This window comes from Paenibacillus sp. 1_12 (genome assembly GCF_900114475.1).
Lineage (GTDB): Bacteria > Bacillota > Bacilli > Paenibacillales > NBRC-103111 > Paenibacillus_S.
The window spans coordinates 53,562-67,872 of record NZ_FOTE01000021.1; the positions used below are offsets into that span (position 1 = coordinate 53,562).

Genomic DNA, 14,311 nt, shown 5'->3' on the forward strand with positions numbered 1-14,311 from the left:
CCAGGCAAGAAGCTTCCCCCACCTGAACAGTTCTAACTTATTTAACGTACTTATGGCTAACCAGAACGTCAGAAAGCACATCGGTTGGAATGACAAATTCTACAATCCCCATATAGCCCGGAGCAACCTCGTATTTATTAAAAGAAATCACAAATTTACCCTCGTTGTTAATATAAAAGTTTTGATCTTTGTGAATGCTCGTAAATTCTTCAGTCGGTACTTTATTTGTTTCAGTTGAGATCCAATAGATTTTATTGGGATCTGCTTTCATTCGTGCTCTCATCTGTTCCTTAATATTATCGCTGATTACACTTATATATCGATCATCTTTAAATAGCATAGGCAGACTCAATAGGATTTGGTTTTTCTTATCGATCGTGTCATATTTCATAGTAGTTGAAGATGAACCTACGGTATTGACTACGTATCTGCCGATAGACAATAGTGCATCGTTGTCCGTTTTCACTTCGTACCCTGTATCTATCCCTAAGTGACCGCCTCCTTGTTTCTTTAATGCTTCCATTTCAGTCTGAAAGTCATCATATAGCTTTTTGTTTTCTGTCAAATATTTTTCGTTTAGCGTTTGTTCCAATGCTTTGTTATCGAGATTGGTAATGACAGGTACTTTGATATCTGCATTATAGGTTCGCTCGTCAATTTTATATTCTTTAAAAGTGAGCACCTTGACTAGACTCTGGACCCCAGGTATCGCAGCAAAGGCATTCGCCACAGTCGTACTGGCGTTGATTCCGATAACAAAAATCAGTGCTGCCGCACTAGCTCCAACGAGCCACTTTGAGGGAATTCGTTTCTTCCTCCTTGTTTGTAAAGCTCGGTTTACTACAAAATCCAGCTCATCAGGAATAGGTATCTGCTTATATTCATCTTGCAGCTGTTTTAATGAGGCATCCATTTATTTTACCTCCTTGGCAGGTTCGTCATTCATGGTAATTCTTAATAATTGGAGAGCCTGATAGAGCCGGCTTTTTATCGTATTGACGTTTTCATGTAATATTTCAGCCACTTCCTCAATCTTTAAGTCTTCAAAATATCTAAGCACGATGACACTTCGATACTTGTGGGGGAGATCGTCTAACGTTTTTTCTAAATCGATATTTGGATAAATGTCCTTTGTCCCCGAGCTGTAGGAATCGATCGTTTCTTCGTCTACGATTTGAACGTTCTTTTGTTTTCTTAGAAAATCTAAAGAGGTATACACAACAATTTTGAAGAACCAGCTTTTTATGGCTTCAGGTTTGTTGAGCAGTTCAATGGATTTGAGCGCTTTATAGATGGAGTCCTGAACAATATCGAGCGCATCCTCTTTATTTTTGACATAGCTGTAAGCTAGTCGATAAACGTTTTCCTTGTGATCGATTATGCATCGAGTGAGTAATTTCTCCATTTTCCTGTTGGGCATAATAGGCATTACCTTTCTCTATTTTGAATAATTGATGTCTTTATACAAGTAAGACGTATGGGCAGCCCAAAAAAGTTTGAACTTGAATCTATTTCATTTTATTTTCCTTTTTTTACTTAGAATTCTTTGCGATACTTGGACGGGGTCATGCCTTCGAGCTTATTAAATATACGTGTGAAATAGCCTGCATCATCAAATCCGACTTGACCGGCAATCCAATCGATGGAGGTGTTCTCTTTTTTTAAGAGAAGCTTAGCCTGGTCGATTCGCGTTTTATTCTGATAATCGGTCAAAGTCATCCCGGTTTCTTTCCGGAATTGTCTGGACAAATGCGCAGGATGCACGAGACAAATGCCTGCCAACTGCTGTAGCTCCAATGGCTTGCTGAAATATACAAGGATATGCTGTGCTGCCTTTTGCACCAAGGAAGAATATCCCGAGATGGCACGATGGTTCACTAAATCGCAGTATTCCTCATACATCCTATCCAGTAGTGCATTCAGGGAATTGATACTGTCACAACGTTCAATTTGCTTGGAGAATTTTTCGGAAATATGATGCAGGAAAAACGGCTGAACCTTTCCTCTCGCTGCAGCCGTGCGTAACAGTGTATTCAAAACAATTAACATGTTTTTCATGGCCCTAACAGGCTGATGGGGAAAACGATCCGAGAAATCAAATGCATTTTTCATTTCCGCCATGAGATTGTTCATCGCTTTTTTATCCCCGTTTTCGACTGCGCTCATAATTTCTCTCTCTAGTTCATATCTTATTTCAATCACTTTGGTAGCTTGTTCATCCGGTTGGGCCAAAATATGCTGGATGTCGTTAGTTTCTAATCGATCCCATGTATGTTGTTGTGAGTTTAATTTTCGATACGGAACCTGCCGAATGGAGCCTGCCTGATTCAAGATGTTCACGGCACTCTGGATTCTGGAATTGCTGAGCAGCTTCAAGCCTCTTATAAACTCGCCCATAGCCATTTGTTTGTTTTGTTCTGTACGGAATAACGCATCGATTTTATCCATATCAGGGATCTGCATGAGAAAAGGCCCGATAACCCAAACATGGGGCTCCTCATCTTCAAACTCGACGAATCTTGATAAATAGGTAAATCCAAATACATTCGTATACGTGCAGCATTGTGTGGTATCCTCTTTTGTTTGACAGTTAAGCCTTAGAAAATCTTCTCGCTGCATCTGGAGTAAAAAATTCGGTAACGGATCGTGGATATGCGCCATTTCAACAGAGCCTTCTGAATTCAATATGACGGTATTGATATCAAATACATTGAAAATCGTTATACTTGCAGAGGTCATTTGAATATGCTTGATCATCACTTAACCAATCCTTTACATGTGAATATAATCCTAAAAGAGCAATCTAAATCCTTCTCATAAGTTCTAAATAAGATTATACTCATTTTGTAAACCGTTTCAACTGGAATTGGAAGATAAGCCGAATGACTTTTTTAACATCGTGGGGGGAGACCAAATGGGACAACATGTCAGTCTGGAAGCAGCAGAAGCAGCACGTACAGTTGTGGAAATCAGAAAATTTGGATTAAAAGATAAGCTTGGTTATTTATTCGGCGATTTTGGAAATGATTTCTTCTTTATTTTAGTAAGTTCCTTTTTAATGGTTTACTATACAGATATTTTCGGTATTAGCGCCGTTACTGTAGGGCTCCTCTTCTTAGTTGCACGTTTATGGGATGCTATTGCCGATGTAACCTGGGGCCGTTTCCTTGATTCAAGGAAAACGGGTAAACATGGCAAATTTAAGCCGTGGATATTCCGAATGTCTTTTCCGCTCGTTCTTTCAGGTATATTAATGTTCGTCAAAATTCCTGGAATGTCGGACGGGTTTTATCTGGCATATGCCTTTATTACCTACTTGGTATGGGGGACTTTGTATAGTACTGTCAATATTTCTTACGGCTCTATGGCTTCTGTGATTACGAATGATCCTGTCGAACGTACAACTTTATCTGCTTTCAGAGCAATGGGCGGTTCATTAGCCTCTTTAATCATTAATGTAGCCGGACCTTTGATCTTGTTTGTAAACAATAAGGCGGATGCAAGCCGTTTTACATTAGGAGCCATAATTTTCGGTATTCTTTCGATTTCCTGCTACATGGCATGTTATAAATTATCAACGGAACGTGTTGTAACCCCAGAAGTTAAAGAGCATAAATCAAATTTAACTACAACATTAAAAGGGCTTTTGAAAAACAAACCACTAATTGCTATTTTAACCGCATCCCTCATTTTTATGATGTGTAACATGCTTTTGGGTGCAGTTAACGTATATTTGTTTAAAGATTTTTTTGGCAATGCAGCGGCACTAAGCTTGGTTGGTTTTATCCAAATCGGGACTGTGTTTATTGCAATGCCGCTGGCCAAACCTTTGGTAGCTAAATTCGGTAAAAAGGAAGTCGCGGCCGTAGGTATGTTAATTGCAGGTATTGTGTATATGCTTTTATACTTCTTACCGCAGTTAACTTCAATCCCATTTATTGCGATTTCAGCTGTTGGTATGTTTGGATATGCCTTTTTCAATTTAGTAGTTTGGGCTTTCGTAACGGATGTGATCGATTATCATGAATATTTAACAGGTTTACGGGAAGATGGGACCGTGTATTCTGTCTATTCCTTCTCTCGTAAAGTAGGTCAAGCCATTGCAGGTGGTATTGGTGGTTTTGCATTAACGGCAGTTGGGTATGATGCCACTCACAAGGTGCAAACACAAAGCGCACTAGACGGGATTCACACCATAGCTACTTTAGTGCCTGGAATCGTTTTTTTATTGGTATTTATCGTATTGGTATTCTTATATCCATTAACGAAGCAGCAATCCAAGCAACTTACGCTTGATCTTGCTAGTAAAAGAGAAGCCAAGTCTTGAATGCTGGCATGACAATGAAACCAACATCTATGGAAAAATAGCAAAAGTGTGTGAGGATATTAATAATAGAGAGAGTGAGTGAATATAATGACACAAAATGTGAAAATGGGAATTATTGGATTGGGCGCTGAAGGCGGGTTGTACGCTGGATTTTTAGCGGATGGAAAAGTTAAAAACATGGTTATCGGAGCGATTTGTGACACAGATCCAGCCAAAAAAGAATGGTGTGCGGAAAAGTATCCGAATATCCCGTTTTATGACAATTACATCGACATGTTGGAGAGCGGCAATGTGGACGCTATTGTGACTTGTGTACCCCATTACTTACACCCGGAGATGGGAATCGAGGCGTTAAAGCGTGATATTCATGCTCTAGTTGAAAAACCGGCTGGCGTTTATACGAAGCAGGTGCAGGAATTAAACGATTTTGCAGCAACCAAGCCCGAGCTGACCTTTGCCATTTTCTTCAATCAGAGAACGAACCCGCTTTATCAAAAACTTAAAGAATTGATTGATAACGATGAAATTGGTGAGATTCGCCGGACCAACTGGTTAATTACTACATGGTGGAGACCACAGGGCTACTACGATCAGAGTGAGTGGAGAGCAACCTGGAAAGGCGAAGGCGGAGGTGTGCTTGTTAACCAAGCACCGCATCAATTGGATTTGCTGCAGTGGATTTGCGGTATGCCGACAAAGGTAGTTTCCAATGTGAAATACGGCTACCAAAGAAAAATTTCCGTTGAAGATGAAGTAACCGCTATGTTTGACTACGAGAATGGTGCGACAGGCGTATTTATTACTTGCACGCATGATGTTTTGGGTACAGACCGTTTTGAGATTTTGGGCGCTAAGGGTAAAATCGTTGTGGATGACAGCAAGAAGATTACGATTAAGCGATTGATTACACCTGAGCCCGAAATGAGCGCTACGATGAGCATGCAGGATGTTATGAAAATTTTCATGGGTCAAAGCGCAACTGAAATCTATAGTGAAGAAGTGCTTGAATTTGAAAGTGTATGGGGTGCTCAGCATATCGCCGTATTGGAAAATTTCGCCGCCAATATTAGTGATGGCACACCTTTAATCGCAGCTGGCAGCGATGGCATACATGGAGTTAGGCTGGCCAATGCTATTCATTTATCGAGCTTTTTAGGTAAACAAGTAGAAATTCCATTTGATGAAGAGCTTTATGTAGCTGAATTAAATAAAAAGATTGAAGAAGAAAAAATGAATGGAGGTATTTAAATGAAAAAAGGTAAAATTGGCGTACAAATGATGATGCTCAAAGGGAAAGTGGAGGAAATCGGCGTTTATGAGACGCTGCGAAAAGTAAATGAGCTGGGCTACCGCTGTGTGGAGGTTTCTCAAATTCCCATGACAGCTGAAAATGTGTCAGAGCTAAAGAGAGCCAGTACAGATTTCGACATCAAGATTGCTTCACTTTCTGCGGCTCTGGAGCCTATGATGCCAGGTATGCCCGGCGAGACCTTAACTGCTGATTTTGATAAAATTGTAAATGACTGCAAAACATTGGATTGCAACTATTTACGCATTGGGATGCTTCCTTTGACAACCATTGGTAATAAAGATAAAATCATGGAATTTGTCAAAAAAGCAGATCAAGTCGCAGCACAATTAGCCGAGCATGGAATTGAATTATACTATCACAACCACCATATCGAGTTTCAAAAATATGATGGCGAATACCTGATGGATATCATCAAAAATAATACGACTCATCTTGGCTTTGAATTTGATATTCACTGGATTCAAAGAGGCGGGGAAAACCCAATTACATTTATTAAACAGTATGCAGGACGTATTGCCTTATTGCATTTGAAAGACTATCGGATCGGTCAGATCGATATGAGCGCATTGGAAGGCGGCATGGACATGCGTAAATTCATGCAAGCTTTCACGAATGTTGTTGAATTTGCAGAGGTTGGAGAAGGCAACCTTGATATTAAAGGCATTATGGAAGCGGGGCTTGAAAGCGGCTCGCAGTATTTCTTGGTTGAGCAGGATGATGTATACGGTCGTGATCCATTTGATTGCTTACAAACGTCTGCGGACAACCTGAGAAAAATGGGTTATGGCGATTGGTTTTAATATATAGAAACTTCGTCTGAACCAGATATAAGACCAAGAAGGCTGCCGCGGGGCAGCCTTTCTTGGTGTAAGGGTATTTGCTTTACTCAGCAGAAGCAGTCAGGAACGGTTGGTTGTGGATCTGCTGCTTTGGAGGATGGCTTGTGGGGTTGATCCTCAAATGTATCGGTTGATGAATGTTCATCCAATTCCTGAATTCGGCAACAGGGAGCAATAAAACCTCAGTATCAGCCTCGATTGAAACAGAAGCCTCGTATTCCGTTTCCCCTAGTATACTTGCAATCATAAGCACACAGCATTGACCGCTGCGCACACGATACAAAGTAATTTCTTTGCCTGCTGCACTTATTTTTGTCGTTTACTCGGATTAGTCATACATAAGCTCCTTAGGAGTATTGGCCCTCTTATTTACTTCTCCACATCTCCCGATTCACCTTTGACTTTTTGTAAAAGCTTTCGTATGTAAGCGCGTATTGGATACGGGAAGTGGCCACGATCACTGATTGTTGGAATGGATTTAACATACATGCTGGACTATAATATGTTAGTACATATGAATGACTGTCATAGAAAGGCAGGAAATCGCGGTGATAAGAAAAATGGTTCCGATTGTGTGCATTGTCCTTGGAGTTATCGTCTTGATCTATCCAACGGCTATTGATCGATATGAGAGCTATCAGCAGCAGCAAATTTTGAAGCAGTGGCAGGACAATTTGAAAGATATGGATCTGGGGGCACCTGAGACGGAAACCGCAGCAGAAAGCATTCCTACCCCACTTCCAGAAACGAGTACAATTGCGATTAGCCAGCCCGAGCCTTTGAACATAACGCCGACCGCAGCGAAGCCGGTTCCTGTCCATTACAAAAATATGGAGGGCGTATTAAGTATTGATAAAATTAATCTAAAGCTCCCGATTTTAACGAATGCGACAGTGGCTAATCTGAATCTGTCTATTGCCAGCATTGCGAATACAGGTAAAGCAGGTGCAATCGGAAATTATTCTATCGCCGGGCATAGGAATCTAACCTATGGAAAAAACTTTAATAGACTGGATGAAGTTGCAGTCGGGGATTTAATAGAAGTAGATACAGGGAGTAAAAAGTATACGTATAAAGTAGAAGATAAGAAATATGTGCTGCCAGAAGATGTATGGGTTCTTAAAGGCAATGGCAAAGATCGAGAGATTACGTTGATTACTTGCCATCCTATGGAAAATGCGACCCATCGTATCATTATCAAAGGTAAAATGGTAGAAGGTACGAATTAATTTATATGGTATAAAAGCCCAGTATATGCTATATTAAGTCATATAAACGAATATATTTCCGGTGCTTTCCACCGATAAAGGCAAATCTAGCGAAAGCTAGAGACGCAAAACTATAGGACCTTCCTTAGCATTCGTGCTGAGATGGCAGCCAGTTACCGAAAGGGGAGTTTTTATGTTGTCCAGACTCTGGATTACTTCTGTGCTATTCGCACTTTTTCTGATTTTTGCATCCCAAGGGGCTTATGCAGAATCTCTCGAACCCGTAATAGATAAGAGCTCCCTGAACAAGGGCATTTTTACGGTCAACTCAAACTCAAAAGATACGAAAGCTATAGTTCGAATTACTAAAGGGAATGTTAAATACGATTATAATCTAGCAAATGGTGCTCATTACCCGTTGCAATTAGGTGATGGCAATTACAACGTCATGATAGCAGAATTAATAGCTAATAATAAGTATAAAGTAGTTTTACAAGAAAATATTGATTTGAAGATAGAAAATGAAAATTCAGTTTATGTACAATCCATTCAACTCATTGACTGGAACGATGCAACGAAATCAGTCGCTGAGGCTAAGAAGTTAACCGTGGGTGCCAAAACTGATATCGATAAAGTTAAAGCAATCTATTCGTACATTACAAAAAATATTAAATACGATTATGCTAAAACAGAAACGGTAGAAGCCAGCTATATTCCAATTCTGGATGCAGTTTATGACCAAGCGTCGGGAATCTGCTATGATTATGCGGCTACATTCGCAGCTATGGTTAGAAGTGAAGGAATTCCTACTAGACTTATGATGGGTTACGAAGTAAATGCACCTGATGTATACCACGCTTGGAATCAAGTTTTTCTAAAGGAAAGTAATGAATGGGTTACTATCGACACAACGTATGATGCGACCCGTGTACAAGGCGGGGAAGAAACACCGATGCTTAAAAATACGGCTGACTACAAAGTTACCCAAGTTTATTAAGAGTAAGAGATGACGAGTCTGATTATGCTAGATAAGTGAAAAATAATATAAACTGAGGAAACAACATTTGAGCGCAAATGTTGTTTCTTTTTTTGTTTATGGAACACAATATCTTCTGTAGATCGGTCTAAATTACCTTTTAATAGATTAAATTATAAAAAATAACCAAAAAATGTTTAAAATAGTATATAATATGGTAATTCGAAATAGATGAATAAAGGTTGAGAATTAAATAGGTTCTAGATTCATTCTATGGATGTAATTTGAAGACTTTTAAAAGAAAGTAATCCTTAATGACCTGGATGTTTCGGGTTTCATTTAAGAGGATAAATATAGATATCTTATTGATGATGGAGTGAGGGCTTAGAATGAGCAAGTTGAAGAAAGAAACAAGTAGTTTACTCGCTGTACTTTTGATTATCTTGCAGTTTATTTCTGGAGTCAGCTTTTTGAATCAAGCCCATGCTGCAAGCGCGATTTCGGGCAATATCCTCGATAGTGTGACTATGACTGTATATGACAGCACGGGACAAGTCGTGACAGGCAACGTCTATGAGCAAGGCTCCAAAGTGCAGTTGGATTATACATGGTCTTTACCGAATGGGCATGGTTATCATAATGGGGACACATTTATGTTCACGCTGCCGGAATCGTTTTTGCTTTTCAATGATATCAGTGGTCAGCTTGTGCGCGCTGGCGAAAATGTAGGGACTTTCAGTGTTAGTAAAGACAATCATCGAGTACTTATGACCTTTAATAGTTACATAGAAAATCATAGCGATGTGCAAGGTACGCTTACTTTCAAGACTCAGTTTGATACGAGTGTAATTACAGGTAGCACGACTCAAATTATTAAAATTCCGATTAACTCGGGGGAGCAGGTATTTACGCTCAAATTTAAGCCTTATGTGAAATCAACAATAGAGAAAAGTGGTTTGGCCCAAGGCTTCAATGCCAAAAACATTGATTGGACGATTGACATCAACAAGGGATTGGATTCCGTTCAGAACGCGATCATAACTGACACGATTCCTACAGGTTTGTCCGTTCCTGTTTCTGTTGCTGTTTATAATCTAAGCGTTAATCTGGATGGTTCTGTAACCAAGGGATCTTTAGTTGCCAGCAACAAGTACACGGTCGATACGACCAGTAATGTACTTAAAGTGATATTCACAGATAGTCCTATTCAAACGGCATATCGTGTCCAATTCACGACACCGATTACAGATGTAGACAAGTCCTCTTTTATCAATACGGCAACCTTTGGAGGCAGCGACAAACCGATAGTTCAAGCCGCCGCAACTGTTGCTGTTGAGCGAGGGCTTCCCTTGAACAAAATTACAACGAAATACAATTCTAGTACCCAGACTATCGATTGGGAAATCAAATACAATTACGATGTGAAGTCAATTGCACAGGCGAATGCCTTTTTGACAGACTTCATCGATGATTCCCAGGAGCTCGTTGTGGGATCTATGCACGTGTTTCCGGTTACGCTAGATAGCTCCGGGGGCGAGACGCTCGGTAGCGAAGTACCTGCTGATCAGTATACAGTGAGTTCCGCACCCGTCACCACGGGTAAGGTGGGTTTTATACTGAAGTTTAACAATTCAATTTCATCTGCATACAAAATCAAATACCAAACGAAGGCAACTAGTCGCGTTTATGACGACCTTGTCACCATAACGAACAAAGTTACCTATGGTAGTAGTGGGAATACCCAAACGGCTACAAAAAATATTAACCAAGTGATTATTGTCAAAAATGCGGGGGCAGTAAACTACCAAAACAAAACCGTAGTATGGAACATTGACATTAATGGTGATAGCCAACTGATGAACGATGTTATAGTTAAGGATACATTCCCTAATAAAGGTCTTCGTCTTATACCAGGCTCATTGGTGATTAAACAAGGTGCGATTACAATGCCTGCATCGGAATACTCATTGGATAACACGATACTGCCGGATCAAGGTTTTAAAGTAACATTTACTAATGCAATTTCGGGTCCTGTCTCCATTAGTTACATAACTGAATTTAATAACGATTGGATCAGTCCTCTAGACAGCACAACCAATTTTATTAACAGAGCTACAGTTGAATGGAAAGATGCGGCTTCCTCTCCGAAGACGAAAACAGTAACTTCAACGTTTACACCAAGAAAGGAATTTAAGGATAACGGATTCAAGTCTGGATCCTACAATCCTTTATCCAAACACCTCACATGGACAGTAGGTATCAATTACAATAGCAAACCCCTTGCTAATGCTGTAATGGAGGATACTTTGGAAGCGAATCAAAAGCTGATTTCCGGCTCTCTTCAAATGTACAACATGACAATCGCGGCTAATGGGAAGCCCTCCCAAGGAACAGTAGTAGATAGTACCTATTACAAATACAATTTAGGCAGCGATAATAAGTTGGTTGTGACATTTTTGAAGCCTATTTCTACCCCATACTATGTTGTCTTTGAGACAAGTCTTGAAGGTGAGCTGATAGGCGACAAAGTTAACAATACGGCGCAATTATTTGACGGAAATAATCCGGTATCCAAAGCCTTAACGGCCTTCGTGGAAATCCCCAACGGGGGAGAATATGTATACAAGAATGGCGAACAGAGCAGTGACAAAATTAATTGGACGATTTATATTAATCGTGGACAATCTAGTGTAGCTGATGCCAAATTGAACGACATACCATCGGATAACCAAATATTGCTGCCAAATTCATTCCATCTGTTCGCTACGACAATGGCTGCTGATGGAAAAGTATCCAAGGGAACAGAGCTGACCAAGGGCACGGCGTATACAGTGGTGATCAAGACAGATAATGGCGGGAAGCAATCCTTCGAGTTAAGCTTCTTGAATCCGATCACTACTGCGTACATCTTAGAGTACCAATCCTTAATTGTTGCTAATAATAATGATAAGGTTTCAAATAAAGTGAGTTTTAGCGGAAACAATGTAATTTCTGTGATCAAGGATACGACTAAGGAAGTTATAGTGGGTGTATCAAGTGGATCTGGTACAGGTAGCGGCTTAGTCAGGGGCTCCCTTATCATTAAAAAAACCGATTCAACCGATAACCATTTACTTCTTAGCGGAGCGACCTTTGAGCTGTATCGGGTTTCCGGTTCTACCCTGTCATTTATTGACGTGATGACCACGGACTCCACGGGATCGATTGAATTTAAGAAGATATTGGCAGGAAACTATATAGTGAAAGAAATAGCGGCGCCACAGGGGTATGTACTGGACACAAGGGACTTTCCTGTTAAGATTGATTCAACGGCCGATGTCAATTTAAACGTAACTAACAATCAAGTGGTAACACCGCCAGTAACGCCGCCGGTAAAACCACCAGTGACACCACCAGTGACACCACCGGTAACGCCGCCAGTAACACCACCAGTGACGCCACCAGTAACACCACCGGTGACACCGGCGGGAACAGGGGGTACAGATTCAAGCAGCGACACATCAGATCCGACTCCGCAGCCGACAGGGAACAATACGACGATTCAGGATACTCCTATTGAAGGCAATATTAAAGTACCGCTGGGAGGCATTCCGTCCATCACTAAACAACCGGACAATGGAAATGTGACGGTAGATCCAGACGGCCACTGGACATATACACCAGATCCAGGCTATGTAGGAAAAGATAAAGTAACCATAGATGTAATAGATGAGAACGGAAACGAAACGGAAATGGTTATTGATATTGGTGTTCAGAAACCGCCACTGGGTACAGTGCCCATTAATGTAACCCCCAAAGCAACACTTCCACAGACTGGCGAAGCGAGCCATCTGTACATTCAACTAATAGGTCTTCTTTTGATACTTGCTGGATTCATACTGAGAAAGAGGTTACTTAAGAATAAATAAGTGGGAAGTTTGTTGTAAGTGATACAAAAAGCTTGTCGGGACCGTCTCCGACAAGCTTTTTTTCGCAGGCCACTACTGGCATTCCACGGGACAAGCGAAGGAGCTGCGACATCGATATACGATTTTGGACTTTTTCATGGCAAGGGGGACTGGAGCGGTGTATAGAGGATGTCCTCCATCACAACAACTTTTCATCCGCGGCAGCTCTTCTTGAACCCTCGCGGCGCGAATATGGCTACCGGAGGATTGATCATCGATGTTGATAGCGTTAAAATACGGATAAATGATTCATAATTAATAAAGATATGAGGCATCTTTGGAAAACTTATAGCGGAGTGCATGCATAGTTTCATATTTAGAAACGGGAGGACAGCTATGGATAATCAGGAATTACATAACATCGCTAACGAACCGTTTTTTTCGGAGAACACAATCCAGACGATTACGCTCGGTATGGGTTGTTTCTGGAGTCCTGAATCCTTGTTCGGCCAATTGCCGGGAGTCATTAGAACACGTGTGGGATATGCAGGAGGAACTGCCATTGACCCTACTTACCGTCAAATAGGCGATCATACCGAAATGCTCCAAATTGATTTTGATTCGGAGAAGATCACTTTTGAAGAATTGTTGGATGTGTTCTGGAACAACCACAATCCGATTAATATTAACGATTATAAAGGAAGGCAGTATAGGTCCCTGCTGTTGTATGCGGACGAGCAGCAGAAAGAAGCGATACAGCGTGTCATCAGGAAGCGGAAGGCTCTGGGAAAGGGGGAGCCAGAAACCGAGGTAGCTTCGTATTCCCAATTTTACCTTGCTGAGGATAAGCATCAAAAATATTATCTGAAACGATTCCCGAATGCGATTGAAAAGCTAAGCACCCTGTATGCCTCTGAGGAGGATATGAATAACTCTACGCTGGCCGCCCGTTTGAACGGATTGGCTAAAGGCTTTACCAACATGGAGCACATCAAGAACGAGATCCGCGAATGGCCAGCAACACCGGACAGCCGAGAGTTAATGATTAATCTCATCTCGCAAATACGCTGGTAGGCGTTTACCGATTTTATTGCTTGGCATATGCATCCGGAGTTATGCCAATGATTGATTTGAAATCTTTGATAAAATGCGATTGATCGTGATATCCGAGAGCAGCCGATAGCTTCAACCGGTCATAGCTTTTATCGTGGTCGATGGTTTCTGCTGCATTTTGCAATCGGTAAAGCTTAATCACCCATTTGGGATTGATTCCAACATATTGATCGAATATACGCTGAAGCTGTCTTTTGTTAATGGCGAAGATTGCACAAATGTCGTCGACCTTCGTAATTTCCCGCTCCTCTACAATTCGGTCAATGATCTGATTAATTAAAGCTACCGTTTCATCCCTTTCTGGGAGTTTGGGTCGAATAAAGCTTTCTGCCTTTTCCACCATGCTGCTAGCATCCTCTTGTGTCAGGATGGCATCCTCGACATGGAGGGTTTTTACATCAAAAACGTCGTAAATATCCATAGGATGGGTGGCCAGAACGGCAACCGATTTCTTAATAAATGGATAAAATCCTCCCGGCTTGAATTTCACACCAAACACACACCCCTTACTTTCCAGGAGCTGAGAGTATTTATATTTGGCTGCCCCATAGATGCCTGTCCGGTTTTTCTGAATGACCAGATTCACACAAGGATTCGGAATGACATCCTGCCAATACGGCTCCTGACCTGTTAAATTCCAGCTCACAAT

At 41.0% G+C, this 14,311-nt stretch carries 11 protein-coding genes and 1 riboswitch; of the genes, 7 read left to right on the forward strand and 4 right to left on the reverse strand.

What is annotated here, in order from left to right; genetic code table 11:
- Nucleotides 1-37: 37 nt before the first annotated feature.
- The 3 genes from BM210_RS28675 to BM210_RS28685 all read right to left on the reverse strand — a co-directional run bounded on the left by BM210_RS28675 (nt 38) and on the right by BM210_RS28685 (nt 2,757).
- Nucleotides 38-913, reverse strand: a complete 876-nt coding sequence (locus BM210_RS28675) for an anti-sigma-V factor RsiV (RefSeq protein ID WP_091175854.1) — start codon at nt 911-913, stop codon at nt 38-40.
- Nucleotides 914-1,420 carry a sigma-70 family RNA polymerase sigma factor gene (locus BM210_RS28680; protein ID WP_177238056.1) on the reverse strand — a complete coding sequence of 169 codons (507 nt, stop codon included), beginning with the start codon at nt 1,418-1,420 and terminating at the stop codon, nt 914-916.
- Between the two features lie 116 nt (nt 1,421-1,536).
- On the reverse strand, nt 1,537-2,757 hold the full coding sequence (locus BM210_RS28685) for a helix-turn-helix transcriptional regulator (protein WP_091175856.1): 1,221 nt from the start codon (nt 2,755-2,757) through the stop codon (nt 1,537-1,539).
- Nucleotides 2,758-2,914: 157 nt separating this feature from the next.
- On the opposite strand from BM210_RS28685, the gene BM210_RS28690 reads away from it, so the two are divergent.
- The 7 genes from BM210_RS28690 (at nt 2,915) to msrA (ending at nt 13,623) form a co-directional block, all read left to right on the forward strand.
- Nucleotides 2,915-4,327: an MFS transporter gene (locus BM210_RS28690; protein WP_091175857.1), complete on the forward strand. Its 1,413-nt coding sequence runs from the start codon at nt 2,915-2,917 to the stop codon at nt 4,325-4,327.
- An 87-nt stretch (nt 4,328-4,414) separates the two neighbouring features.
- Nucleotides 4,415-5,575 carry a Gfo/Idh/MocA family protein gene (locus tag BM210_RS28695; RefSeq protein ID WP_091175859.1) on the forward strand — a complete coding sequence of 387 codons (1,161 nt, stop codon included), beginning with the start codon at nt 4,415-4,417 and terminating at the stop codon, nt 5,573-5,575.
- Nucleotides 5,576-6,439 (forward strand): sugar phosphate isomerase/epimerase family protein, encoded by an 864-nt coding sequence (locus BM210_RS28700; RefSeq protein WP_091175860.1) that lies wholly within the window; start codon nt 5,576-5,578, stop codon nt 6,437-6,439.
- A 587-nt stretch (nt 6,440-7,026) separates the two neighbouring features.
- A complete protein-coding gene (locus BM210_RS28710) occupies nt 7,027-7,707 on the forward strand; it encodes a class D sortase (protein ID WP_091175863.1) in 681 nt (226 codons plus the stop codon).
- Between the two features lie 69 nt (nt 7,708-7,776).
- A riboswitch (cyclic di-GMP riboswitch) is annotated at nt 7,777-7,867 on the forward strand.
- A 12-nt stretch (nt 7,868-7,879) separates the two neighbouring features.
- Entirely contained in the window at nt 7,880-8,683 is an 804-nt protein-coding gene (locus BM210_RS28715; protein WP_091175866.1) for a transglutaminase-like domain-containing protein, read from the forward strand.
- A 368-nt stretch (nt 8,684-9,051) separates the two neighbouring features.
- Nucleotides 9,052-12,570 (forward strand): collagen binding domain-containing protein, encoded by a 3,519-nt coding sequence (locus BM210_RS28720; protein WP_091175867.1) that lies wholly within the window; start codon nt 9,052-9,054, stop codon nt 12,568-12,570.
- A gap of 375 nt (nt 12,571-12,945) precedes the next feature.
- The gene (gene msrA, locus BM210_RS28725) at nt 12,946-13,623 is read left to right on the forward strand and encodes a peptide-methionine (S)-S-oxide reductase MsrA (RefSeq protein WP_091175869.1); all 678 of its coding nucleotides are present in this window, start codon (nt 12,946-12,948) and stop codon (nt 13,621-13,623) included.
- 13 nt (nt 13,624-13,636) lie between these two features.
- Here msrA and BM210_RS28730 read toward each other — a convergent pair whose 3' ends face one another.
- Nucleotides 13,637-14,308, reverse strand: coding sequence for a helix-turn-helix domain-containing protein (locus BM210_RS28730; protein WP_256224119.1), 672 nt, complete (start codon nt 14,306-14,308; stop codon nt 13,637-13,639).
- Nucleotides 14,309-14,311 lie beyond the last annotated feature (3 nt).